Genomic DNA, 23,858 nt, shown 5'->3' with positions numbered 1-23,858 from the left:
TACTCCTCAGTCCGCCGGAAAGACCGCGACCTCACTCAGGCCGGTGTTGCCCTCCCAGCGTGGGGCCTGGATGGCGACGTAGCGGGCGGTCGCGCCGCCGAGCGGCAGCGTCTCGTCGCCCTTGCCTGCGGCGGTGGTGAGCTGACGGTAGGTGAGCCCGTCGCCGGAGACCGAGATGACCGCCGGTGTGGCGCGGCCCGGCTGCCAGTTCAGGGTGATCCGGTCCAGGGCGTACGTCGCGCCCAGGTCGACCACCATGCGGCCGCCAGGCGTGAGCGGCGTCTGCGACGTGGCCGCCGGCGCGACGTCCGCGCCGTGCTCGTTCCGGGTCGGCTTCATCGACCCCCAGGCCAGGCCGATCGTCGTCGCGACGCCGCAGGGTGACCCGGGCGGCGCCTACTGGGTGAGCGACACGAGCGCCACCGGCTTCACCCTGAACCTCTCCTCGGCGGCCCCGGACTCGGTGGACTTCGGCTACCACGTGGTCGCGCTCTACCCGCCGGCCGCGGCCCGCGCGAAGCTGCCCTCGGCCGCCCGGCCCGAGGTGCGGCGCACACGCCGCTGACCGTTGACGGAGGCGAGCCCCCGCGGAGACACTCCTCCTAGCTTCGACTAGGTCGGATGGGCGGTCGCCGTGGGGTGGTCTGAAGCGTTTCGGGGGCCTGTGGCCATCGCGTCCGGAGTCGCGCTCCTTGCTCTCGGCGGCGCGTCCGTCTCCGCGGGCGCGGCGCCACGTGCCCGGCCCACCGGTCCGTGGGCCGGCACCTGGCAGGGCACGATGGCCGCCGCGATGGACGGTGGCTGCGCGGACTGCACGATCCGCGACGTCGTCCACACGAGCATCGGGGGCACGGCCGTACGCGTGCGGCTCTCGAACGTCTTCGGCACCGCTCCCCTGCTCGTGGGGCACACGACGGTGGCACTGCCCGCGGTCCCCGGCACCGCGCAGGTGGCACCCGGCACTCTGCGCCAGGTCACCTTCCACCGGAGGGCGGCGGTCACGGTGGCGCCGGGCGCCGAGGCCGTCAGCGACCCGGTCCTCCTCACGGTGCCCGCCCGCCATGACCTGCTCGTCACCACGTACACGCCCGGTCGCCGGGTCCGGATGAGCTATCACCCGATCGCGATGCGGCACTCCTTCTTCGCCGGGGGCGCCGACGTGGCGAACGCCCTGGACGCGAGCGCGTTCCCCTCCCCCACGGTGGTCTGGCGCTTCGTCTCGGGCGTCGACGTCGCCGGCGCGACCGCGGCTCCCGGCTCGATCGTGGCGCTCGGCGACTCCATCACCGACGGCTACCGGTCCTCCGACGACGCCGACCACCGGTGGACCGACGTCCTCACCGGACGGCTGCTGCGCGGTCCGGCACAGCGCAGGTTCGGCGTGCTCAACGCCGGGATCGGCGGCAACCGCGTCCTCCTGGACGACGGCGAGGACGGCCCGTCCGCGCTCCACCGTCTCGACCGGGACGTGCTCTCGCGGCCGGGCGTGCGCACGGTGATCGTGCTGGAGGGGATCAACGACATCCAGCGGGCCCCGTACCAGCTCGATGCCGCCAAGATCACCGCGGGGCTCGCCGAGATCGCCGTACGGTCCCGCGCACGCGGCCTGCGCGTCATCGGCGGCACGCTCACGCCCTTCGGTGGCTGCTCGTGCTACACGGCGCGTAAGGAGCGCACCCGGCAGGCCGTGAACTCCTGGATCCGGACCGGCGGCGCGTTCGACGCGGTCGTCGACTTCGACGCCGTGCTCCGCGACGCCCGCCACCCCCACCGCATGCGCCCGGCGTACGACTCGGGCGACCATCTGCACCCGGGTGACGCGGGATACGCGGCGATGGGGGACGCCGTGGACCTTTCGACGCTGTAGTGCACGCGCGGCATCCGGCCGATGAATTCGCCCCCCAGGGGCGACCGGCCGATCGCGCCTCCGCGATGATTGACGACAGACACACCCATATCGGGACAGGTTGGTAGGGATGAGCAGGGGATTCTCCGGCCGGAGCCCGAAACTGAGAGGACCCGTGAAATGCCGTACATCACCGTCGGCGAGGAGAACGGCTCTCCCGTGGAGCTGTACTACGAGGACCATGGTTCGGGAGCACCCGTGGTCCTGATCCACGGCTGGCCGCTGTCCGGCCGGTCATGGGAGAAGCAGGTGCCCGCGCTGGTCGAGGACGGGTACCGGGTCATCACCTATGACCGGCGTGGATTCGGCTCCTCGTCCCAGCCCTGGGACGGTTATGACTACGACACGTTCGCGGCCGACCTGAACACCCTGCTCGAACGCCTGGACCTGACCGGCGTGACGCTGGTGGGCTTCTCCATGGGCGGCGGGGAGGTCGCCCGCTACGTCGGCAGGTACGACAGCGGACGCGTCGCCAAGGCGGTGTTCGCCGCCGCCGTCCCGCCGTACCTGTTCAAGTCCGAGGACAACCCCGAGGGCGGCATCGACGAGGCCACGGTCACCGGCTTCCACGACGGCCTGCGGGCCGACCGCATCGCGTTCCTCGACGGGTTCGTGACGAACTTCTTCGCCGTGAACGGCCGTACGGACCTGGTCAGCGAGCAGCAGCGCGCCTACAACGTCACGATCGCCGCCGCCGCCTCGCCCAAGGGCACGCTGGACTGCACGACGGCGTTCTCCACCACCGACTTCCGCGAGGACCTGAAGGCGTTCACCTTCCCGACCCTGGTCATCCACGGCGACGCCGACGCCATCGTGCCGTTCGAGGTCAGCGGAAAGCGCACCGCCGAGGCGATCGAGAACAGCAAGCTGGTCGTGGTCAAGGACGCTCCCCACGGGCTCAACGTCACCCACGCCGACACCTTCAACGCCGAGCTGCTGGCGTTCCTGCGTTCCTGATCATCGCCCGGTCGGAGGCCGTGCGCCCGGAGGAGAGGATCCCGGCGCGCGGCCTTTGACGGCCGCGGTACTCGGCCCGCCGGATGTGTCGGCAGGGTCAGCCGGCACCGTCCCGAATGTTGCAGTGAAAGCACCGGGCTAGCCCGGTGGTGACACCGCACTCTCGGTTGGACACTTACCGTGAGATTTCCGGTATACACGGTAGCGAATGCCAACGGGGGCAATCATGCTGGGTGACCTTAGGGATACCGCCTGCAAGGTACGCGTCGTCACCACCTATTCCACGTCGTGGCACTACCAGGGCACCTCCTCGGAGGACCTGGGCGACCGCCTCGAGCTGGGCGGCCTGCAGCGGCACTACGAGCTGTACAAAGACCAGCTGCCGCGCCTGCTGCCGTTCGACCTCATCGGCGGCGGCACGGTCGGCGAGGCCGTGGATGTCCGGCTGATCGATCTGGTGGATGGCATCGGGATGGCCAGGACCGACGCCCTTCTCTTCGCCCTTCCATCCAACCAGGTCGTGCTGGCAGTGATCCTGGAGTTCACCACCCAGCCGTTACGCGACCTGTCCAGCGTCAAGCCGATCACCAGGGTGCTGGAGCAGTGCATCGAGAACGAGGTCAGGATCGGCGGGAAGGACCTCCAGGACTTCGTGCGCGACCTCCCCACCGGGGACCTGGTCTGGGAAGGGCTGGCAAAGGATGACCAGACCGGCAGCGACGACGCCCTTCTGCCCGAACGGCATCAACTGGTGTTCGTCGAGCGCAGGAACGAAGAGGAGCGCGCGCCCGGTCCGGTCGTGATCAACGAGATCGTCTACCGGGAGACCCCTCCGTACCGGGAGGAGTTCGGCATTCCAAAGACGCCGGAACAGCTGAACGCGGTCAAACTCTCAGACCGGCCGTTCCCCAATGGCCGAAGCTGGTTGCAGGCCCTCCGGCAGGAGCCCGTGCACGACGCGAACCTCAGCACTCTCGGTGTGGTCACGCCCTACGTCAGTCTTCTCTACGGCCACCAGCGCTACGTCGAGGACAGCATCTTCCTGTCCACGGTCCACGCGGTCGGCACCTCTTCACGCTTCCGCCAGATCTGGCACGACGCCTATCAGCAGGTGCGCCAGTTCAAGGAGCGGAAACAGAGCCAGGAGGCCGGCCTGCAGACCCGGGCCGACCTGGAGGAGCTCGCCGACAACCTGGGCAACCTGGAGTTCGACCTGACGTTCAGCGTGGAGTTCCCGCTGATGCGGATCGAGACCTTCCAGACGGCTCTCTACGAGGCGATGGATCTGTCCAACCAGGCCAAGGCTCTCAGCCAGATGTTCGACCAGCTCGACGGGAGTCTCCGCTCCGAGATCACCGCGATAGACGTACGTGAGCGGCGCAGGAACGACGGCCGCCAGAAATGGAACGCCTTCGCCGCCGGCGTCCTCAGCCTGATCGGTGTGTCGGTGGGATTCGTGATCGCCTTCCTCGGCGTCAACACCACGGAGGTCCCCGACGACGGCGGAAAGCACCTGTCGATGTGGGACCCGCACTTCGCCTACCTCTACCTGATCGCCGGCGTGTTCGCCCTGGTCCCGGTCTTCCTGATCTCCTTTCCCTATCTGCGGGAATGGACCTCCCAGACCAGGGGCCGCCGTCCGCTGTGGTGCGGGCTCGCGGCGACCGCGGCCGGCGCGGTCGTCCTCGCCGCGACCTTGGCGGAGGACTGGGTCGCGGGACGGACGATCGTCTTCGACGCCATCGGGAAGGCCGTCGCCGCCTTCGCCCTGCTGGTCGGGCTCACCATGGGGGCCCTGTGGCTCTGGTACCGCAGAGCCCGCCACGCGCGGCGCCAGGAGATGTCCACGCTCGGCCGCGGCTGAACGGGCGGCCGCGCTCGCCGGCGTGACCCGATCGGGCGGTTCGGGTCACGCCTAGAGCGGGATCGTGATGCGCAGTGACGTGCCCTTGCCCGCGGGACTCTCCACCTGCATCGCGCCCTCAAGGGCCTCGACGCGGTCGCTGAGGCCGATCAGGCCGGACCCGCACTCGAGATCGGCTCCGCCGCAGCCGTCGTCGCGGATCGAAAGGCAGAGCCGGTGTTCCTGCTTCTCCAGGTCGACGCGCACCGTGGACGCGTTCGCGTGCTTGAGCACGTTCGTCAGCGCCTCGCACACGATGTAGTAGATGGTCACCTCGACCTGCTCCGGCAGCCGGTCGGACAGGTGCTCATGGAGCTCGACCGGCACCGGCGACCGGCGCGCGAGCATCTTGAGCGCGGCGTCCAGGCCCGACTTCGACAGCACGGCCGGGTGCAGTCCACGGGAGATCTCCTGGAGCTCCGACAGAATGCCGGCCAGTTCCTCGGCCGTGTCGGACAGGCGCCGCTTCAGCTCCGCCTGCCCGGCCGAGACCGTCGCCTCCGCCGCGCGAAGGTCGAATCCGATCGAGACCAGGTGCTGCTGCACTCCGTCGTGCAGGTCGCGCTCGATGCGGCGGCGCGTCGCGTCGGAGGCGGCGATGACCCGCGCGCGCGAGTCGATGAGGTCGGCGCGGCTCTTGGCCTGCGCGATCGTGCAGGCGACGAGCTCGACGAAGTCACCCAGGCGTTCTTCGGTGTCCGGGGGCGGCGGGCTCTGCCCACGGAACATCACCGCCATTTCTCCCCACAAGCGGCCCTCTACCCAGATAGGGCACGAAACGACGTAACCAATTCCGCACGACCTGGTCCAGGTTCCGATCTCACTGCCGATGGAACTGCTCGTTATCCGTATCGGCTTTCCGGTCCGCAGCACCGCGGCCGCCGCGGTGTCGCTCCCGATCGGCCACCGCCCGCCGAGGGGCGTGACGGCATCGGGGACACCGGGGTCGGACCAGGAGGTGACCACGGTCGCCGTGCGGTCGCGCTCGTACCGGTTGATCGCGGTGTAGTCCGCCCCGATGAGCGCGCCGAGCTCGCCGGCGACCGTCTTGAACGCCTGTGGCGGCGAGACACCCCGGGCGACCAGGGTCGCGACGCGCCGCAGCGCACCCTGCGACTCGGCGAGCCGGTGCAGCTCGACACGGTCGGCGAGCACGCATCGCACCGCCGAGGTGAGGCATGACGCCACCGCGCGCGAGTGGACGGCTACTTCTCGCCGCCCGCTCGTGGCCCAGTGCAGTGCGTGCCTTGCCGCCACCGGTTCGCCTCTTGATCGATTGGGGACAAGTAAATAAGGAGATTAAATGCCTCCGAATACTCTACAGTGGCAGGTCCAGAGTGGCCAAAATTCGCCATTTCCTGCAATTTGGTCGCACGGAACACCGCCACACCGCTGGCCCCATCGGCCTCATGAATGGGAAGATCGGCGGTCGCGACCACAGGAGCGTCCAGATGACAGAGCAGGCCGATCCCGCCGTGCAGGCCGTTCTCGACGCCGCGAACGCCGGTGACCTCGACGCGTTCCTCGCCGGGTTCACCCCGGACGGTGTCGTGGACGACTGGGGCCGCGAGTTCCACGGCAGCGCCCGGATCGCCGGATGGAGCGACGCGGAGTTCATCGGCGTCCAGGTCAGCCTGCGGGTCACCGAGGTGAGCGAACGCGACGGCCAGGTCGTGGTCACCGCACAGGTCGGCGGCAACGGGTTCAACGGCCCCAGCCACTTCGCCTTCCGCGTCGAGGGCGACAAGGTCTCCCGCATGACGATCCGCGCCTGACCCCCGCGACGGCTCGCCGGAATCAGCACTGGTCGGTTGCGGTATTTTTCCGTCACTACATCGGGGTTCGTCCGGGTGGGCAGGTGCCCCCTGGCGGCGTACGGGGGGCTCATGGGCGTTTGGGGCGAGGACGGCTGGGCGGTACGGCCGGGCGAGGGCCGGAGGGTGGACATCGGCGGGCCGCACTGGCTGGAGGTCCTCGTACGAGGAGCCGACGTCGACCAGGCTCTCGGCGCGTTCGTGTTCACCCATGACGTGATCGAGGAGAACCCGCCGCACGCGCACCACGGGTTCATGAAGATCGCGTACGTGCTCGAGGGCGAGTACGCCTTCCGCGTCGGCGACGCGACCTTCTCCGGCGGGCCAGGGACGATCGTCGTGATACCTCAGGGCAGCCAGCACACCTTCACGACGCCGACCGGCGGCCGGATGCTCTTCGTGTCCTCTCCGGCGGGCAACGAGGAGATGTTCCTGGAGATGGGCCGGCTCGGCCCGGACGCCACGGCGGAGCAGTTCCAGGACCTGAACGCGCGCTTCCAGACCAACGGCCTGCCCGGCGACGGGGGAGTGCCCTGGCGCCAGATGCGCGCCGCGGAGTAGCACCGGCGTCCCGCGCTCGGACAGGGAACGCGGACGTCCTCGGCCGGCTCAGTCGGTCAGGGCCTTCTGACGGCGAGGGCCGGGGCGGCGCGAGGACGGCCACGCCCTCCGTGAGCTCCACACGGCCGCCACGGCCCGGGTCGGCGCGAGGATGCCGGTCTGCAGGCGGCGGGCCGCGTCGATGTGGTCCGCGGTCCAGATCACCCGGACCGCCGTCGCCGTCGCGTGCCCGTCCTCGCCGGTCAGGTCGCGGCGTACGGCCTCGATGAGGCGGCCATCCGCGTCCTTGTCATGGGTGAGCGGGCCGGGCACGGGGCCGGCCCCGACCAGCGCCCGTGCCGTGTCCTCGTACCATCCGGCGAGCAGCGTGCCGGCCTCCACGATCTCGGTCCGCGCCGTGGTGCGGTCTCCGGCCGGCGACTCGTCCTGGCGCGCCCACAGGTCGAGGATGGCGTCGGCGGTGAGCCGGAGCACGGCGACGCCGGTGATCAGCATCGTCACGTCCGCGAGCGGGACGTGCTTGGTGCCGCGCTCGGCGAGGAACCCGCGGAACGCGTCGTCGAGCCGGCGGGCCGCGGCGGCGGCGCGACGCCGCTGGTCGTCGGGGCCGGCCGCCGCGGGCACGAGCACGTCACACCGTGTGATGCCGTACTCGACCGCGCCGCGCAGGTACCGCGCGCTGTCGGAGAAGGCCTCCGACAGCGCCCGCCCCAGGGCCGAGCCCGCCCCACGTGGCCAGAAGAGCGCGCCGACGATGAGGCTCACCGCGCAGCCGATCGCCACGTCCTCGATCCGGACCAGGCCGATCCGCCAGCCCGCGGGCTCGATGATGTTGTAGAGGATCAGCAGGACGACGGTGAAGCCCGCCTGGCCCGCCGTGAAGGAGATGGCGGCGGGCGCCAGGCCGACGAACACGATGGCCGGCGGGAGGAGCACCCAGAGCATCGTCGTGCCGGTGCCGACGGCGAACACGAGCAGGCCGCCGATGATGAACCCCGCCACCGTGCCGAGCAGGGCGCGCAGGGCGTTCTGGCCGGTGTTCAGCGCATTGGAACGCAGTACCGCCAGCGTGCCGAAGACGACCCAGAACGAGTGCTGGACGCCCCCCGCCTCGGCCACGAGCACGGCCAGGCCGAGCGCGATCGCCCCGCGCACGCTGTTGTGCAGCCAGACCGAGTGCGGCTCGATGTGGGCACCGGCACGTTCCTGCGCCGACGACAGGGGCGACGTCACGCCCTCGGGCCGGCGGCCCAGAAGGCGCTGCCACCAGGTACGCCTGCGCGCGGCCACGGTGAGTTCGATGTTCGTGGCGATCGCCGAGATCGCGAACGTCATCTCCTGCGCGCGGAAGCTCGGCTCCAGTGAGCTGACGAACTCCGCGACGCCGTCGCCCACGCGCCGCACCGGCAGAGCGGAGGTCACCGCGTGTTCCATGGCCTCCCGCGCCTGCCGCAGCCGGTGCAGATCGGGTTCGAGGCCGTAGGCGTCTCCGGCCACCGACTCCAGCAGCGCCGCGCCGCGTTCGAGAAGCAGCGCCGCGGCCAGCTTGACCTCGCACACCTGCGCGTCGTTCGGTCCCGGCCGCGGGTCCGCGGGCGTCCGCTCGAGCACCGAGCCGAGCCACACCACCTCGTCGATGAGGCGGACGAGCGTACGGGTCGCCGTCGTGAGGCCCGTCGGGCGATAGGGCGTGGCGAAGAACGACTCACGCAGCGCCGTGACGGCGGCCGTCGCCTCGTCTGCGAGCACGCGGAGAGCCTCGCCGCCACCGGTTCCGAGGCCGCCGCGTACGCAGTCGACCTCCGCGCGCAGCCTCCGGGCGAGCAGCGCGCACGCCTGAGCGGTCGAGAGCCGTAGCGGCTCACGCGTGGGAGCGGGCCACATCACGGCGATGGCGAGCATCGACGCCGCTCCGCCCATCAGCCAGCCGGCCAGCCGGTCCGGGATCGTGCCGACCGATCCCGGCAGGGTGACCGGGAGCACGAGGCCGACGAGCAACGCGGTCGTCGCGCCGGCGAGTACCGAGCTGACGACACCGGCGAACAGCACCCCGAAGGCGACGACGAGGGTAGCGAGAGCGGCGAGCCAGTCCTCACGGGACGCCAGGGTGCCGACGCACACCAGGGCCGCACCGGTCAGCACGAGCCCGGCCTGCTGCGCGAGCCGGTCGCGCACCGAGCCGCCGAAGTCGACGAACAGCAACGTCGAAAGGCCGCTGAACGCCGCGAACGTCGCGATCGTCGGGTTGCCGAGCAGCTTGTCGGCGATCGCGAAGACCGCCGGCATGACGACCGCGGCACGGCCCGCTCGGCGCAGGGCCGACAGGTCCGCGTCACGGGTACGGAGCCATCCCAGGACGTTCATCCGCGCGGGGGCACGATCACGCGCCGGCGCTCAGGTTCGTGCTCCGCGTCGAGGTGGCGTGCCATCTCGCTCCTTTCGCCGTCCGCGCGCGGGGACTTCTGTACTGCGGTTCCCGGACGAGGATGGAGCGTGTCACGGCCGCGTCGCCCCGGGCAAGAGGATCATCGCCGGATCGTGCCCAGCGGTCATGCCTGGTCGCCGGCGGCACCCGGCTCCACCGCGTAGGCCCTGACCTGGTCGAGCGCCATGTCAAGGGCGATCTCCATCGGGGTCGTGTCCCGCGCGGTCTGGGCCAGCAGGTATCCGCCCTGCAGGGCCGCCATGACGCCCGTGGCCAGTCTTTCGGCGTCCGCCTCGGGCCGGAGCGCCCCGTTGTCGCGCATCCGCCGGAGCCCTGCGGCGAGCAGCGCCTGCCATGTCGTGAAGTGCGCCGCGAGGGCGAGGCGGGCGTCTTCGTTCTGGTCGGCGAGCTCGTTCGCCAGCGAGCCCAGCTCGCAGCCGTACGCCCCGTTGCGCAACGCGTTGCGCTGGACTATCGCGTCCCGCCAGAGCTCGAGCCCGCGCAGCGACTGGAGCCGCTCCAGCCGCTGCCGCTGGCGTTCGAGCAGCTGCCCCGCCTGCAACGCGATCACCTCGCGCACCAGAGCGTCCTTGTCGGCGAAGTGATGGTAGAGCTGCGACTTGCTCGTGTCGCTCGCCGCCCTCACGTCGTCAAGAGTCGTCGCCCCCACGCCCCTGACGTACATCAGCTCGGCGGCCGCCCGCAGAATCCGGGCCCGGGTGGCCGCTCCACGTGCCGTCAGCCGGGAGGTCCTGTTCTCACCCGCTGTCCGCGCCACAGCCGACAGATTACCGAGTCGGCGACAGTGACAGTTCGTAGTGGACCCAATAGTCCCGTATTTTGGAGCTTCGCCCTTTACGTATGCACTATGTAGGTAAAGAGAAGTTCAGAAGTTGGACGCAGCGGTCCATTAGATGGCAGGATCGGCGCCATGTCCACTCCTGAGTCCTTCGACGCCGGTGTGGCGCACCAGATCGGCCGGTACGCCGATGCCGTGCGTGTGCCGGCCGGCCACGACCAGATCCTCGTCTCGGGAACACCTGGGCTCGGCCCGGACGGCACGCTCCCGGACACGATGGCCGGCGAGGCGACCCAGGCCTGGCAGAACATCACGGAGATCCTCTCGCGGGCCGGCGCGAGCCTGTCCGACATCGTGGGTGTCCGCCAGTGGCTGACCAGCGCCGAGGACATCGCGGCCTATGTCGCCGTTCGCAAGGAGTTCATCCACCACGAGCCGGTCTACATGCTCGCGGTCGTACCCGGCCTGGTGCGGCCGGAGTTCCGCGTCGAGATCGAAGTGATCGCCGCGGTACCCGCCACAGCCGCCTAGCATCCGGACGGTTCGAGAGAAAGGGCGCCGGTCATGGACACCGATCACTCACCACTGACCACGATCGACCTCGACGCGGCACGCGAGCTGGCCGCCCAGCTCCGGGTCGACTCGATCCGGTCCAGCACCAGCGCGGGGTCCGGGCATCCCACCTCGAGCATGTCCGCCGCGGACATCCTCGCGGTGCTGGTGGGGCGGCATCTGCGCTATGACTGGGACCGGCCGGACGCCGACGGCAACGACCACCTCATCTTCTCCAAGGGGCACGCCTCCCCGCTGCTGTACTCGGTCTACAAGGCGGTGGGCGTGGTGTCGGACAAGGAGCTGATGACCGGCTACCGGCGCTTCGGGTCGCGGCTGGAAGGGCATCCCACTCCGGTGCTCCCCTGGGTCGACGTCGCCACCGGGTCGCTCGGCCAGGGGCTGCCCGACGGGGTGGGCGTCGCGCTCGCCGGCAAGTACCTCGACCGGCTGCCCTACCGGGTCTGGGTGCTGTGCGGGGACAGCGAGATGGCCGAGGGCTCCATCTGGGAGGCCATCGACAAGGCCTGCTACTACCGGCTCTCCAACCTGGTGGCGATCGTGGACGTCAACCGCCTTGGCCAGCGCGGGCCCACCGAGCTCCAGTGGGACCTCGGCGCCTATGCCCGCCGCGCCGAGGCGTTCGGCGCGCGCGTACTCACCATCGACGGGCACGACCTCACCCAGATCGACGAGGCACTGACGACGGCCACCGGCGGAGACGAGGACCGGCCGACGGTGATCTTCGCCCGTACGATCAAGGGCCGGGGGTTCTCCGAGGTCGAGGACCGCGAGGGCTGGCACGGCAAGCCCTTCCCCGAGGACATGGCCGCGCGGGCCATCGCCGAGCTCGGCGGCGAACGCGACCTGCTCGTACGGGGCCCGCTGCCCGGCGCGGCCAGCGTGCCGGTCGCCAGGCCTGTGAGCACGGCGGCGCCGGTGTACTCCGTGGGTGACAAGGTCGCGACCCGCAAGGCGTACGGCGACGCGCTCGTGGCGCTCGGCGACCGCGACCCCAGGGTCGTCGCCCTCGACGGCGAGGTGAGCAACTCCACCTACGCCGCCGAGTTCGCCGAGGCGCATCCCGGCCGCTTCTTCGAGATGTTCATCGCCGAACAGCAGCTCGTCGCGGCGGCGGTCGGCCTCGGCGTACGGCACTACATCCCGTTCGCCTCCACGTTCGCCGCGTTCTTCACCCGCGCCTACGACTTCATCCGGATGGCCGCCGTCTCGCGGGCCGACATCCGCCTGGTCGGCTCGCACGCCGGCGTCGAGATCGGCGCCGACGGACCGTCCCAGATGGCCCTGGAGGATCTGGCGATGATGCGGGCGGTCCAGGGCTCGACGGTGCTCTATCCGAGCGATGCCACGAGCACCGTCGCGCTGGTGGACGCGATGGCCGGCCTGCGGGGCGTCGGCTACATGAGGACCACCCGCGGCGCCTACCCCGTCCTGTACGACGGCGACGAGACCTTCCCCGTGGGCGGGGCCAAGGTCCTGCGCTCCGGCCCGGACGACGCGGTGACGCTCATCGGCGCCGGTGTCACCCTCCACCAGTGCCTCGCCGCGGCGGACCGGCTCGCCGAGGACGGCGTACCGGCCCGGGTGATCGACCTGTACTCGGTCAAGCCCGTCGACACCGAGACCCTCGCCGCGGCGGCGGCGGCGACGCGGGGGCGGCTCGTCGTGGCCGAGGACCACCACCCGGAGGGCGGCCTCGGCTCCGCGGTGGCGGACGCCCTGCTGGCCGTACGGACGCAGCCCCTGCGCCTGGTCCACCTCAGCGTTCGTGAGATGCCCGGCTCGGGAACGACCGGCGAGCTGCTCGCCGCCGCGGGCATCGACGCCGCCCACATCGAGTCCGCGGCACGTGCCCTCCTCGACGAGGGCTGAGAGCGCTCCGCTCGGGAGACCACCCGCGTCTTCGCCGCTCCTTCGGTGGCGGACGGCTTCCGGGGACGGGCGTGCCTGGTCCCCTCCCACGCCCGCCGAGGACCAGCGGGCGCCCGCCCGTCCTCGGCGGAGTGCCGTCCGAGGTCATGGCTCACGACAGGGGCACGCGCCGTGCCAGCACCCTGCGGTGGGCGATCCGCCAGTCCTGGTCGCCGCGGGAGATCGTGTCCTCGTACGTCACGCTTCCGCAGCGGCCGTCGACGGTGACGCCGATTCCCTTCGAGCGGGCGTGAACCCGGCCGTCGGCGAGCGGGGTGAGGATGATGTTGGTGACGTGGTGGCCGACGGGGTTCGAGTCCCCCATCGCGAGGGCGGCCGCCCGCAGCGCCGCCAGTCCCTCGATCGCCCCGCCGCCCAGGTCGGTGACGTCGTAGACGACGTCGGCGGTGAAGACCTCGTCCAGCCGGTCGAGCTCGCCACCGTCGACCAGGTGCCCGTGCAGCGAGATCAGGTCGGTGATGACCGTACGGTCCGCGTCGGAGAGCGCCATCGGTGTACCTCCCTATCCGGGGACCTCCCCGGTTGAGGCGCTACACTAATGGGGAACTCCCCGTTTAACGATCGGAGCAGGCGATGGACCGTGGCGAAGACGAGCGGAGCGCACCGAGGCGGGCGCGCCGGGCGGACGCCGCGGCGAACGCCCGCTCACTGGTGTCGGCGGCACGCGAGCTCTTCGACGAGCACGGCCCGGAGGTCGCCCTGGACGTCGTGGCGCGCCGGGCGGGCGTCGGCAACGCGACCCTCTACCGCCACTTCCCGACCCGCGAGGACCTCCTGGTCGCGGTGTACGAGGACGAGGCGGCGGCACTGTGCCGGCGCGGCGCCGGTCTGCTGCGGGAGCCCTCGGCGGGCGGCGCGCTCTTCGACTGGCTGGACGATCTTCTCGGTCACATGGCGGGCATGCGCGCGCTGGTCCTGGCGGCCGGCGGTGGCCCGGGCGATGGTCACACCGAGCTGTTCCGCCGGTCGCACGAGTCGCTGATATCGACCGCGGAGGGCCTGCTGACGAGGGCGAAGACCACCGGCGCCGTACACCCCGACCTCGCCGTGGGCGACCTGCTGGCGCTGACCAGCGCGGCCGCCATCGCCGCCGACGGGACCGAGAACGCGCGGCGGCTCCTGCGGATCATGCGTCGCGGCTTCGAAATGCCGGCCCCACCGGGGTAGGGAATACCGGGACCATGGCGGGCTCGCGCCACGCCGGGGCGCGGCCCGGTAGGAGTACGGTCACCCGGCCGGTGAAGAATCAAAGGACGCAGAGTGCGGTCTGAACACCGTCCTCGGACATCGTCAGAAGGGGAGCCCCGCCATGGCCGGTACGTACATCGCGCGGATCGTCGACGTACACGGCGAAGGGATACGCCTGGAGCCCACCACCGGCTCCGAGGTCCCGGAGCGACCGAACGACGTCAACCTGCTCGCCATGGCCATCGCGCTCGCCCTGGGGGCCGCCGCGTACGAGCACCACCCCGAACCTCGCAACCCCGAGGTCCAGACGCTGGAGGCCCTACTGACCGGCGAGGCCACGATGCCGTGGCGCGGCCCCGCAGACGCCGGCACCCCGTCACCGCACGTCGTCTGTGAGCGCTCGGGCTCCGGTCTCCCCAGATGCCGCGTCCAATCCGGACCCGGCACACCCGCCTAGCTGGGGCCTGTCGAAGTCCTCGGTCTGGAGCCCACCCGTCTGGAGCCCACCCGTCTGGGGGTGCCATCCCACTCTCATTGTCCAGCCAGAACAACGGCGGGTGGAAGTAGAGCGGGGTTCTGTGGATAACCCCGCCCAGGCACCGCTCAGGCGGCGCCACACCGCAACAGCATGACTAGGAGAAAGACCCTAGGACGGGGCGGCGGCCGCGCGTTCGGCCTGGTCGATGGCCCAGGCGGCGTTGATCAGGCCGATGTGGCTGAAAGCCTGGGGGAAGTTGCCCAGCAGCTCGCCGCTGGAGGTATCGACCTCCTCGGCGAGCAGGCCGACGTCGTTGACGTACGCGGCCGCACGTTCGAAGACCGACCTGGCGCGTTCCACCTGGCCGGACATGGCGAGGGCCTCGGCGAGCCAGAACGTGCAGAGCAGGAACGTCCCCTCCTCGCCCGCGAGCCCGTCGACGCCGCCCTCCGTGCGGTAGCGGTAGACCAGTCCGGCGTCGTCGGTCAGCCGCTCGGCGATGGCGTCGATCGTGGCGAGCACGCGCGGGTCGTCTGCCGGCAGGAACCCGGCGATCGGCATCATCAGGTTGGAGGCGTCCAGGTCCTCCGAGCCGAAGTACTGCGTGAACGCGCCGGCGCGGTCGTTCCAGCCCTCGCTCAGGATCGTCTCGCGGATCTCCTCGCGGGTCCGCCGCCACGACTCCACCCGGTCTCCGGCACCGAGGAGGCCGGCCAGTGACACGGCGCGGTCGAGGGCGACCCAGCACATGACCTTGGAGTAGACGAAGTGCCTCGGGGCCCCGCGTACCTCCCAGATGCCCTGGTCCTCATCACGCCAGTGCTCGGCGGCGGTGTCGGCGCAGGCGATGAGGAAGCGGCGTACGTCGTCGTCCACCTCGCCGAGCTGGTCGGACAGGATGCGCGCGGAGTCCAGGAGCTCGCCGTACACGTCGATCTGCCGCTGGTTCCAGGCGCCGTTGCCCACGCGTACGGGGCGGCTGCCGCGCCAGCCGCTCAGGTGCGGCAGCACGCGTTCGGACAGGTCGTGCTCGCCGCCGACGCCGAACATGATCTGCAGCGTCCGGTCCTTGGTCAGTGAGGGCGCCGCTGTGGTGAGGAAGGCGAAGAAGTCACTCGCCTCGTCGGGGCACGCGGCGACCCACAGTGCCGCCATCGTCAGGCACGAGTCGCGTACCCAGGTGTAGCGGTAGTCCCAGTTGCGCTCGCCGCCGACGCCTTCGGGCAGGGAGGTGGTCGCCGCCGCGATGATCGCCCCGCTCGGCTGGAACGACAGCGCCTGCAGCACACGGCCGCTGTGGTGGACCAGGTCCCGCCACGGTCCCTCGTACGCCTGGTGCAGGGCCGACCAGGAGCGCCAGGCCTCCACCGTGGCGTCCAGCCGGGACGCGAGCTCGTCCTGTCCCCAGATCCGGGCCGGGACCTCCTCGAGGGTGGTCCGGTGGAGGCCGAAATGCAGCGTCTCGCCGCTGCGCACCGTGAACGTGCCGCGCGCGATCGAGTCGGCGGCGTTCACCGGCACCGGCGCGGTGAGCACGAGCCATTCGGCGCCGCCTCGCGCGGTCAGGCCGCCCTCGACCGGCGTCAGGATCGGAGCGATGAGCCCGTATTCGGGCCGGGGCCGGTAGTCGAGCTCCATCGGCACCTGCCCGCCGGAGCACGCGACCCGGCGCACGAGGACGTGCGGAACGCCCTTGCCGAGCCGGTGGCCTCCATCGTCCAGGCCGGTCAGCAGGGCGTCGGTGAGCGTCACCGTGCCGGTCTCGGCGTGGAACGTCGTCTCCATCACCATCGCCTGGTCGGCGTACCGCCGGGACACCCGGTACGGCACCGACGGGCGGATCGACCAGTGCCCGGCCTCCTCGTCCAGCAGCCGCGCGAACACGGCCGGGCTGTCGAACCGCGGGAAGCACAGCCAGTCGACGGAGCCGTCACGGCCGACCAGGGCCGCGGAATGGCGATCGGACAACAGCGCGTAGTCGCCGATCGGTGTGTCGCTCATCCCGTCAACCTACCGATCCGGCACGTCACACCTCACGGGCCCGCTGGTAGTGGCGGCGTGCCTTCATCCGGTTGCCGCACACCGCCATCGAGCACCAGCGGGCGTTGCCGACCTTGCTGCGGTCGATCAGGAACAGCCGGCACTCGGTGTTGGCACACGGCCTCAGGCGGCCGGGGCCGGTCTTCTCCAGACCGCTCCAGGCGAGTACGGCGCGGGCGGCCACCTCGTGCGCCGGCGGCACGTCCAGCGTCCAGTCGAGGCCCTCGTCGGACAGAGACGGAACGTAGCTGACCCCCTCGAGGTAGGTGGCCAGGGCGCCGGGGGCACGCTCCCCGCGTACGACGGCCTGCAACGCGTCGCGGACCTGGCGTGTCACGCGCGACTCGGCGGCCGAGCCCGCGCCGCCGTGTTCACGCGACCACGAACGCGCCCACTCCGGATCGTCCAGGCGGTCCTGGGGTACGCCGTCGACGACCGGCGTGGTGTTGAGCAGGTCCAGCAGCATCTCTTCGTCCAACCGGGCACTCGCCATACTAACCTCCAAACGCTCCTTGACAGGTTAGCGGTTCGGCTGGTTGATTGCACCTAACCACCAAAGCAATCTAGAGGGGTTAGTCATGACGACCGTCCACCACCGTTACGCGGACGTACAGGGCCGGCGGCTGTTCTACCGGGAGGCCGGACCGGCCGACGCGCCCGCGCTCGTACTGCTGCACGGCTTCCCGACCAGCTCGTTCATGTTCCGCGACCTGATCCCGCTCCTCGCCGGCCGCTACCACGTCATCGCACCGGACCATCTGGGCTTCGGGCTGTCGGACGCGCCGCCGGTCGAGGAGTTCGACTACACCTTCGACGCCCTGACCGACCTGACCGCCGGGCTGCTCGGCAGGCTCGGCGTCACGCGGTACGCGGTCTACGTCCAGGACTACGGCGCGCCCATCGGGTGGCGGCTGGCCCTGCGGGATCCCGGCGCGATCACGGCGATCATCACCCAGAACGGCAACGGCTATGACGCCGGCTTCGTGCCGGACTTCTGGAAGACGGTCTGGGACTACGTGCGGGAGCGGACGCCCGGCACCGAGGCCGCGATCCGCGAGGCGCTGACCCTGGACGCGATCAAGTGGCAGTACGTCACCGGTGTACCGGACGAGAGCGTGGTCTCTCCCGATACCTGGCACCACGACTTCGCGCTGGTCTCCCGGCCCGGCAACGACCTCGTGCAGCTGAAGCTGTTCGGTGACTACGCCACCAATCCGCCGCTCTACCCCCGCCTGCACCAGTACCTGCGCACGAGCCAGGTCCCGCTGCTGGCGGTCTGGGGCAAGGGCGACAAGATCTTCGGCCCCGACGGCGCCCGCGCGTTCGCCGGCGACGTCCCCGGCGCCCGGATCCACCTGCTCGACGGTGGTCACTTCCTGCTGGAGAGCGCACTGGACGAGGTGAGCGCGCTGATCCTGGCCTTCCTCGCCGAGGTGCACGGCGCCGGGTGAGGCGTCAGGTGCCGGGTGGCGCGGGCTCCGGGGCGTGCTCGGCGGCGAGCCGTGCCAGCTCGACCCGCGAGCCGATGCCGAGCTTGCGGAAGACCTGACGGAGGTGGAACTTCACCGTGTGGGGCGAGATGAACATCTGGTCGGCGACCTGCGGGTTCGTCTTCCCCTGCGCGACGAGTTCGGCGACGCTGCACTCGGTGGCGGTCAGGCTGCTCCATCCCGAGAGCGGGCGTTCGGACTGGGTCCAGTGCCGGCGCCTGATACCCAGCTCACGCAGGCGGGCGCGGACGCGTGCGGCGTCCCGCTCCGCGCCGATCCGCTGGTAGCCCTCCAGGGCCTGGTCCAGACGGTCCACCGACGAACCCTCATCGGCCCCGTCCGCCAGCAGGACTCCCAGGTCCTCCATGGCCGAGGCACGGCTCCACGGTCCGGCATGGGAGGCCACGGCGGAGGCCAGCGCGGCGGCGTCGCGGTAGAGGATGCCGCGAGCGTGCGCGGCCGCGGCGGCCAGCGTGGCGAAGCCCGGATTGTCCTGGGCGAGACATCGTGCCGTCTCGACCACGTCCTCGGCCGCGGAACGGTCCGCGATGGCCAGTGCGGTCCGGGTCATCCAGGCGGCGGCGTCGGGCTCGGCCATGAGCAGCCAGCGCCGCTCGCGAGGCTCGGCGTACGCGGCCCGCAGCAGCCCGGCCGCCTTCGCCGGGCCTTCCTGAACGTCGGCGAGCAGGGCCATCGCCCAGCTCCCCCAGGCGCATCCGTACATCGCACCCTGACCCGCCTGGTGCCGGGCCGCATAGGCCCGCGCCTGGCCGGCGGCGGCGTCGATGTCGCCACGGCGTACCGCCGCGATGGTGAGCACGGCGATGCCGATCAGCACGAAGGCGTTCATGCCCATCTCGTCGGCCATGGCCATGCCGGCCAGGACCTCGACCTCCGCGTCGTCGAGCAGTCCCTCGGCGAGCCGCAGCCGGCCACGGAAGATCGCCGGGCTCGCGGCGTACGCGGCGTGCCCGAGCGCGCTGATCTCCTCGATCGAGGTCTGGAGGTGGGATTCTGCCTCCTCGAACCGCCGCATGTCCGTCAGGAACGTGGCCAGGAGCATTCGCGGGTGCGCGCGCCTGGCCTGGGCGGGGTCCCCGGCCGTGATCCGGACCGCCTCACGGATGTGCGCCAGCCCGTTCGTGGCCCGCCCCTCACCCCACGCGGCGTAGGAGAGCAGCATGTGCGCCCCGACCAGGGCGGACTGGCTCGGGCACTCCTCGTCGGCCACGACCGCACGTGCCCGCTCCACCCCACGGCCGTAGTCATGGCTCGCGAACAGCGCGCGGAACAGCACCTGCTGGGCCAGGCCCCGCAGCTCGCTGGACAGGTCCTCCTGGCTGAGCGCCTTCTCGGCCTCGGCCACCGACAGCACCGGCCGTCCGGACAGCAGCAGGGCGTAGGCCAGCTCGTAGCGCAGCCGCGCCATCTCGCACGGCAGCGCGACCTGGCCCAGCGCGGAACGGGCGAACTCCGCCGCCTCCGGCAGGCGGCCCGCGGTCGTCAGCGCGAACACCGCGGTCACCGTACGGTCGAACCGGCGGGGGTCCCCCGGATCGGTCAGGTCGAGAGCGCGCACGGCGAGCTCGGCGGCGGTCTGCGGCGAGGACGGCAGCACTTCGTGCGTCGCCTGGTCGAGCCCGGCGAGGGCGCACGTGTCCCCCGGCCGGGCGTAGCGCATCAGGTGGGCGGCGGCCGGGATGGCCGAGCCCCCGCGTCTCAGCAGCATCTCCCCGGCCTGCCGGTGCAGGGCCCGGCACACCGAGGGAGTGAGCGTCCCGCTCACGGCCCGCCACAGCAGGTCGTGCCGGAAGCTGAGCAGGTCCCCGATGGGCACGACGACTCCCGCCGTCGCGGCCTCCTCCAGCGCCGGCAGCAGCTGGCTGCTGGGTTCACCGAGCATGTCGGCGAGGTCGGAGGCGTCGAAGGAGCGTCCCAGAACGGCCGCCACCTGGAGCAGGTGGCGGGTGCGTGAGGACAGCCGGCTCAGGCGGCTGCGCGCGATCTCCTGCAGCCGCTGCGGCAGACGCTCCGAGACCAGGTGCGCGCGGCCGTCCTCGATCTCGACCGCGTCTTCGTCGCGGAGTCCCAGGAGCAGCTCGACCAGCATGAACGGGTTGCCGCCTGCCCCGGCCGCCAGCCTGAGCAGCCCGGCCTCCGGGGGAACGCCGAACACGTCGGCGACGATCTCGGCCACCGCGTCGTCGCCGAGCGCCGCCAGCGCGATCCGCAGGGCCCCGTCGCGCTCCAGCAGCCCGTACAGCCGGTCCACGTCCGACTCGAGCCCACCGGTCGTACGGGACAGGACCCACAGCAGCGGGTACGAGGCGAGTTCGGGCACCAGCGACCGCAGGGCCATCAGGGTCGTCGGGTCGGCCCACTGCAGATCGTCCAGCGTGAGGAGGAACGGACCGCGCGCGGCGTGTTCCTCCAGCCGGGCCTGCAACCGCTCCACCAGCCACATCCGCTGGTCGACCGCGTCCGGGGGCGGCGTCCCATCGCCCCGCATCATCTGCCCCGACTGCCCCAGCGCGGCCAGCAACGGCGCCAGCGGCGTCAGCCGGCCGGGCTCGTCGGCGGCGCCGCGGGCGAGGATGAACCCCCGGCGCGCCGCGGCGTCGGCGGCATCGCCGAGCAGCTGGCTCTTGCCCATGCCCGACTCGCCCTCGACCAGCAGCACGCCGCCGCGGCTGTCCTCGGCCGCCTCGAGCAGCCCGGCGAGAACATCCCACTCACGATCGCGGCCACGCCACCCACGCCGCGACGACCGCGCGAGGTCGGCACCGGCCGAGGAGTCCGAGGCGAACGGTGAGGCGTTCGCCGGAGATCCGTGAGACACAACGCTTGCAGCTTATCCGGTCGGCCCGATTACAGGCCCTGACCTGCCCCGATGGCCTCCTCGGCGAGGATGACACCCAAGGTATTCCATAGTAATTAGGTAGGAATGATTGACTATCTCGTCCGCTCCGTGTTCTCATCCTCGTATGCGCGCCCGGCACACCCTCACCCGCCGGCGGCACGTGGACCTCGTCCGGGTCACCGCCGCCCGCTGTCGCAGCTGACGCCTTTTCTCCCCCTTTCATCTCCCGCCTGAGGGCAGCGTGGCCCATTCAAGGAGCGCATTTCGCCATGCCCAGAAAGTCCTTCCCCGTCGTCGTCTCCGCGCTCGCGGCACTCGCCGGAGTCACCGGTTGCGGAGCATCCGCAGACGCCGGAGCGTCCACACTCAAGATCGGCTATTTCCAGGGCGCGGTCGCCGGCCCCGAGGCCGTCGTGGCGGCCAACCCGGATCTCGCCTCACACGTCAAGTCCACGATCCGGCTCCGCCCCATCGACAGCGGGGTCGCCGGGATGGCCCAGCTGCGCGCCGGCGCGTTCCCCGTGGTCTCCGGCGTCGGCAACCCGCCGTTCGTCGGAGCGTTCACCTCCGGCACCGACGTGCGGGCCGTGTTCGTGGAGAGCATCGACGAGTCCGGCCTGGTCGTCGACGGCAAGATCGGTTCGAATGCCGACCTGAGGAAGATCGGCGTCCTCGTCGGCTCCACCCTCGACTTCCAGCTCCGCGGCTGGCTCACCTCGCAGGGACTGACCGGCAAGGTGCAGATCGCCAGCTTCGCGAGCGAGGCCGCCGAGGCCGCCGCGTGGAAGTCCCACAAGATCGACTCGGTCTACATCAGCCAGGCGTACCTGCTGGAGCTGAAGAAGCACGGTGGCCGTGTGCTCACGACCGCCGCCGACGTGGCCAAGCTGGGGTACGCGGCCGTCAACATGCTCGCGGTCCAGACGTCCTACGTGAAACGGCATCCCGCCATCGTCCAGCAGCTGGTCTGCCAGGTCGCCCGGGCGCAGACCCTGGTCAAGGGCGCTCAGGCCGCCAAGTACGTCACGCCGGCGAGCCGCTTCCTCGGCGTGAAGCCGGCCGACGCGATCGCCGCCACGAGGGACTACCCCTACATCCCGCAGAACGAGGAGACCGGCTGGCTCAAGGGCGCGGACGGCAAGGCCGCCTCGGGCAGGCTCGCCAAGACGTTCCACCTCACCGGCGACTTCCTGGTCGGGCAGGGCCGGGCGAAGACCTCCCCGCCACTCGGCCAGATCGCCGCGCACATCGACCCGTCGTTCTGGGACAAGGCACAGCAGCCCGGCGGCTGCTCATGAGCGCCACCGCCCTGGACCCGCCCGTCACCGAGCGGCCCGCCGCCGTACGGCTCCGCGGCGTCGGCAAGACCTTCCGGCAGCGGCGGCGCGAGACTCCGGCGCTGGAGGGAGTGAGCCTGGACATCGCCGCGGGTGAGTTCCTGTGCCTGGTCGGCCCGTCCGGATGCGGCAAGTCCACGCTGCTCAGCATTCTCGCCGGTTTCACCACGGCCGACTCCGGCGAGGTGCTCGTGGACGGCCGCCCGGTCGAGGGGCCGGGCCCGGACCGCGGCGTGCTGTTCCAGACGCCCACGCTCTTCCCCTGGCTGACCACCCGGCAGAACGTGCTGTACGGCCCGCGTGCCCGTGGTGCCCTCACCCCCGGGGTACGCGAGGAGGCCGGCGAACTGCTGGAGACCGTCGGGCTCACCGACTTCGCCGACGCCTACCCCCACGAGCTGTCCGGGGGGATGCGGCACCGCGCGGCGTTCGCGCGTGTCCTGATCAACCATCCCCGTGTCCTGCTCATGGACGAGCCGTTCGGCGCGCTCGACGCGATCACGAGGGCCGGGATGCAGCGCTTCCTGCTCGAACTCTGGCAGCGGCAGCGCACCACCATCGTCTTCGTCACCCACGACGTCGAGGAGGCCACACTGCTCGGCGACCGCGTGTCGGTGCTGTCCGGCAGGCCCGGCCGGACCAAGGCGGTCATCGACATCGAACTTCGGCGGCCCCGCACGTACGACGACACCGAGACGCTGGAGTTCGTCACCGCCAAACGCCGCATCCGGGAGGTGCTGGAGCGATGAGCTCGACGCTGGCAGAGGAGACGGACGCTCTCGCCGCCGCGGGCGGGCGCCGGGCGGCACGGCGGCGGCGGTCCTGGCGCCGGGTGCTCATCGGCGCGGCCGGGCTCGCCCTGGCCCTCGCCGGGTGGGAGGTCGCGGCGTACGCGGTCGGGGATCCGGTGACGATGCCGACCATCCAGGAGACGGGACACGACCTCCTGCGTTACCTGACGAAACCGTACCCGGAGGTCCAGGGCAGGACCCTGGTGCAGGACGCGCTGATCAGCACCGCCCGCATCCTGGCCGGCTTCCTCCTGGGGACGGCCGCAGGTCTCGTGCTGGGCGCGGCGATGGCGGGCATGCGGGTGATCCGTGAGCTCGCCGACCCGATCGTCGGCGTCATGCGGCCCCTCCCGCCGATCGCGTTCATCCCGCTTCTCGTCGTGTGGTTCGGCATCGGCGAGACGTCCAAGGTGGCACTGATCTTCTTCGGCGTGCTGCCGGTCGTCACCGTCGCGACGTTGAGCGCACTCGACGCCGTACCGGACGAGCTGCTCCACGCGAGCCGCAGCCTCGGCGCCTCGCCCCTCTACACGATGCTGCACGTACGGCTCCGCGCCGCCGTGCCCGGCGTCATCACCGGCATGCGCATCGCCATGGGCGGAGCCTGGACCAGCATCGTCGCCGCCGAGATGATCGCCGCGACCGGGGGCGTGGGCTTCCTCATCCTGCAGGCCGGCAACTACCTCCAGACTCCACTGATCTTCAGCGGGATCGCCGTGATCGCCGTTCTCGGCTTCGTCTTCGACGGGCTGTTGCGGCTCGTCCTTCGCGCGGCCGATCCCACCGCTCGTCCCTGAGGAAAGG

At 71.1% G+C, this 23,858-nt stretch carries 22 protein-coding genes; 14 read left to right on the top strand and 8 right to left on the bottom strand.

The features are described 5' to 3' along the window. Positions 1-6 precede the first annotated feature (6 nt). Positions 7-258 (bottom strand): discoidin domain-containing protein, encoded by a 252-nt coding sequence (locus FB559_RS41505; protein ID WP_185792739.1) that lies wholly within the window; start codon positions 256-258, stop codon positions 7-9. Between the two features lie 13 nt (positions 259-271). On the opposite strand from FB559_RS41505, the gene FB559_RS44415 reads away from it, so the two are divergent. From FB559_RS44415 to FB559_RS41490, 4 genes are all read left to right on the top strand, one after another. Further along, on the top strand, positions 272-565 hold the full coding sequence (locus FB559_RS44415; RefSeq protein WP_185792738.1) for a hypothetical protein: 294 nt from the start codon (positions 272-274) through the stop codon (positions 563-565). Between the two features lie 99 nt (positions 566-664). Beyond that, a complete protein-coding gene (locus FB559_RS41500; protein WP_141963415.1) occupies positions 665-1,867 on the top strand; it encodes an SGNH/GDSL hydrolase family protein in 1,203 nt (400 codons plus the stop codon). A 159-nt stretch (positions 1,868-2,026) separates the two neighbouring features. Beyond that, entirely contained in the window at positions 2,027-2,863 is an 837-nt protein-coding gene (locus tag FB559_RS41495) for an alpha/beta fold hydrolase (protein ID WP_141963413.1), read from the top strand. Between the two features lie 226 nt (positions 2,864-3,089). Continuing rightward, complete coding sequence (locus FB559_RS41490) at positions 3,090-4,727, top strand: hypothetical protein (protein ID WP_141963411.1); 1,638 nt, start codon at positions 3,090-3,092, stop codon at positions 4,725-4,727. 51 nt (positions 4,728-4,778) lie between these two features. Here the strand turns inward: FB559_RS41490 and FB559_RS41485 are convergent, their stop codons facing one another. Next, positions 4,779-6,023 carry a GAF domain-containing sensor histidine kinase gene (locus tag FB559_RS41485; RefSeq protein WP_141963409.1) on the bottom strand — a complete coding sequence of 415 codons (1,245 nt, stop codon included), beginning with the start codon at positions 6,021-6,023 and terminating at the stop codon, positions 4,779-4,781. A 194-nt stretch (positions 6,024-6,217) separates the two neighbouring features. Here FB559_RS41485 and FB559_RS41480 point away from each other — a divergent pair, with 194 nt between their 5' ends. Further along, the gene (locus FB559_RS41480; protein ID WP_141963407.1) at positions 6,218-6,541 is read left to right on the top strand and encodes a nuclear transport factor 2 family protein; all 324 of its coding nucleotides are present in this window, start codon (positions 6,218-6,220) and stop codon (positions 6,539-6,541) included. Positions 6,542-6,652: 111 nt separating this feature from the next. Beyond that, positions 6,653-7,141 (top strand): cupin domain-containing protein, encoded by a 489-nt coding sequence (locus FB559_RS41475; protein WP_141963405.1) that lies wholly within the window; start codon positions 6,653-6,655, stop codon positions 7,139-7,141. Between the two features lie 48 nt (positions 7,142-7,189). Here FB559_RS41475 and FB559_RS41470 read toward each other — a convergent pair whose 3' ends face one another. Next, positions 7,190-9,505 (bottom strand): FUSC family protein, encoded by a 2,316-nt coding sequence (locus FB559_RS41470; protein ID WP_141963403.1) that lies wholly within the window; start codon positions 9,503-9,505, stop codon positions 7,190-7,192. 185 nt (positions 9,506-9,690) lie between these two features. Continuing rightward, a complete protein-coding gene (locus FB559_RS41465) occupies positions 9,691-10,344 on the bottom strand; it encodes a TetR/AcrR family transcriptional regulator (RefSeq protein WP_246122908.1) in 654 nt (217 codons plus the stop codon). Positions 10,345-10,497: 153 nt separating this feature from the next. Between FB559_RS41465 and FB559_RS41460 the strand changes: the two genes are divergently transcribed. Together FB559_RS41460 and FB559_RS41455 are read left to right on the top strand one after the other, a co-directional pair. After that, entirely contained in the window at positions 10,498-10,896 is a 399-nt protein-coding gene (locus FB559_RS41460) for a Rid family hydrolase (protein ID WP_141963401.1), read from the top strand. Between the two features lie 33 nt (positions 10,897-10,929). Next, positions 10,930-12,810 (top strand): transketolase, encoded by a 1,881-nt coding sequence (locus FB559_RS41455; RefSeq protein ID WP_141963399.1) that lies wholly within the window; start codon positions 10,930-10,932, stop codon positions 12,808-12,810. Between the two features lie 151 nt (positions 12,811-12,961). Here the strand turns inward: FB559_RS41455 and FB559_RS41450 are convergent, their stop codons facing one another. Continuing rightward, a complete protein-coding gene (locus tag FB559_RS41450) occupies positions 12,962-13,360 on the bottom strand; it encodes a nuclear transport factor 2 family protein (protein WP_141963397.1) in 399 nt (132 codons plus the stop codon). 83 nt (positions 13,361-13,443) lie between these two features. Here FB559_RS41450 and FB559_RS41445 point away from each other — a divergent pair, with 83 nt between their 5' ends. Both FB559_RS41445 and FB559_RS41440 read left to right on the top strand, forming a co-directional pair. Then, a complete protein-coding gene (locus FB559_RS41445; protein WP_141963395.1) occupies positions 13,444-14,037 on the top strand; it encodes a TetR/AcrR family transcriptional regulator in 594 nt (197 codons plus the stop codon). Between the two features lie 142 nt (positions 14,038-14,179). Beyond that, positions 14,180-14,515: a hypothetical protein gene (locus FB559_RS41440; RefSeq protein WP_141963393.1), complete on the top strand. Its 336-nt coding sequence runs from the start codon at positions 14,180-14,182 to the stop codon at positions 14,513-14,515. Positions 14,516-14,704: 189 nt separating this feature from the next. Here the strand turns inward: FB559_RS41440 and FB559_RS41435 are convergent, their stop codons facing one another. Then, positions 14,705-16,537 (bottom strand): glycoside hydrolase family 15 protein, encoded by a 1,833-nt coding sequence (locus FB559_RS41435; protein ID WP_141963391.1) that lies wholly within the window; start codon positions 16,535-16,537, stop codon positions 14,705-14,707. 25 nt (positions 16,538-16,562) lie between these two features. Continuing rightward, the gene (locus tag FB559_RS41430; protein WP_141963390.1) at positions 16,563-17,069 is read right to left on the bottom strand and encodes a CGNR zinc finger domain-containing protein; all 507 of its coding nucleotides are present in this window, start codon (positions 17,067-17,069) and stop codon (positions 16,563-16,565) included. 85 nt (positions 17,070-17,154) lie between these two features. On the opposite strand from FB559_RS41430, the gene FB559_RS41425 reads away from it, so the two are divergent. Next, complete coding sequence (locus FB559_RS41425; protein WP_141963388.1) at positions 17,155-18,027, top strand: alpha/beta fold hydrolase; 873 nt, start codon at positions 17,155-17,157, stop codon at positions 18,025-18,027. Positions 18,028-18,031: 4 nt separating this feature from the next. On the opposite strand, the gene FB559_RS41420 is transcribed toward FB559_RS41425, so the two are convergent. Further along, entirely contained in the window at positions 18,032-20,905 is a 2,874-nt protein-coding gene (locus FB559_RS41420; protein WP_141963386.1) for a helix-turn-helix transcriptional regulator, read from the bottom strand. 290 nt (positions 20,906-21,195) lie between these two features. On the opposite strand from FB559_RS41420, the gene FB559_RS41415 reads away from it, so the two are divergent. From FB559_RS41415 to FB559_RS41405, 3 genes are read left to right on the top strand one after another with little or no spacing between them, the layout of a single operon-like run. Continuing rightward, entirely contained in the window at positions 21,196-22,224 is a 1,029-nt protein-coding gene (locus FB559_RS41415) for an ABC transporter substrate-binding protein (RefSeq protein ID WP_141963384.1), read from the top strand. After that, positions 22,221-23,012 (top strand): ABC transporter ATP-binding protein, encoded by a 792-nt coding sequence (locus tag FB559_RS41410; RefSeq protein WP_141963382.1) that lies wholly within the window; start codon positions 22,221-22,223, stop codon positions 23,010-23,012. Before FB559_RS41415 ends, FB559_RS41410 begins: the two co-directional genes overlap by 4 nt. After that, the gene (locus FB559_RS41405; RefSeq protein ID WP_141963380.1) at positions 23,009-23,851 is read left to right on the top strand and encodes an ABC transporter permease; all 843 of its coding nucleotides are present in this window, start codon (positions 23,009-23,011) and stop codon (positions 23,849-23,851) included. Before FB559_RS41410 ends, FB559_RS41405 begins: the two co-directional genes overlap by 4 nt. Positions 23,852-23,858: the final 7 nt, after the last annotated feature.

The sequence above is a fragment of the Actinoallomurus bryophytorum genome (assembly GCF_006716425.1).
In the GTDB taxonomy this organism is placed as follows: domain Bacteria; phylum Actinomycetota; class Actinomycetes; order Streptosporangiales; family Streptosporangiaceae; genus Actinoallomurus; species Actinoallomurus bryophytorum.
This window is presented reverse-complemented; position numbering and strand designations above follow the sequence as displayed.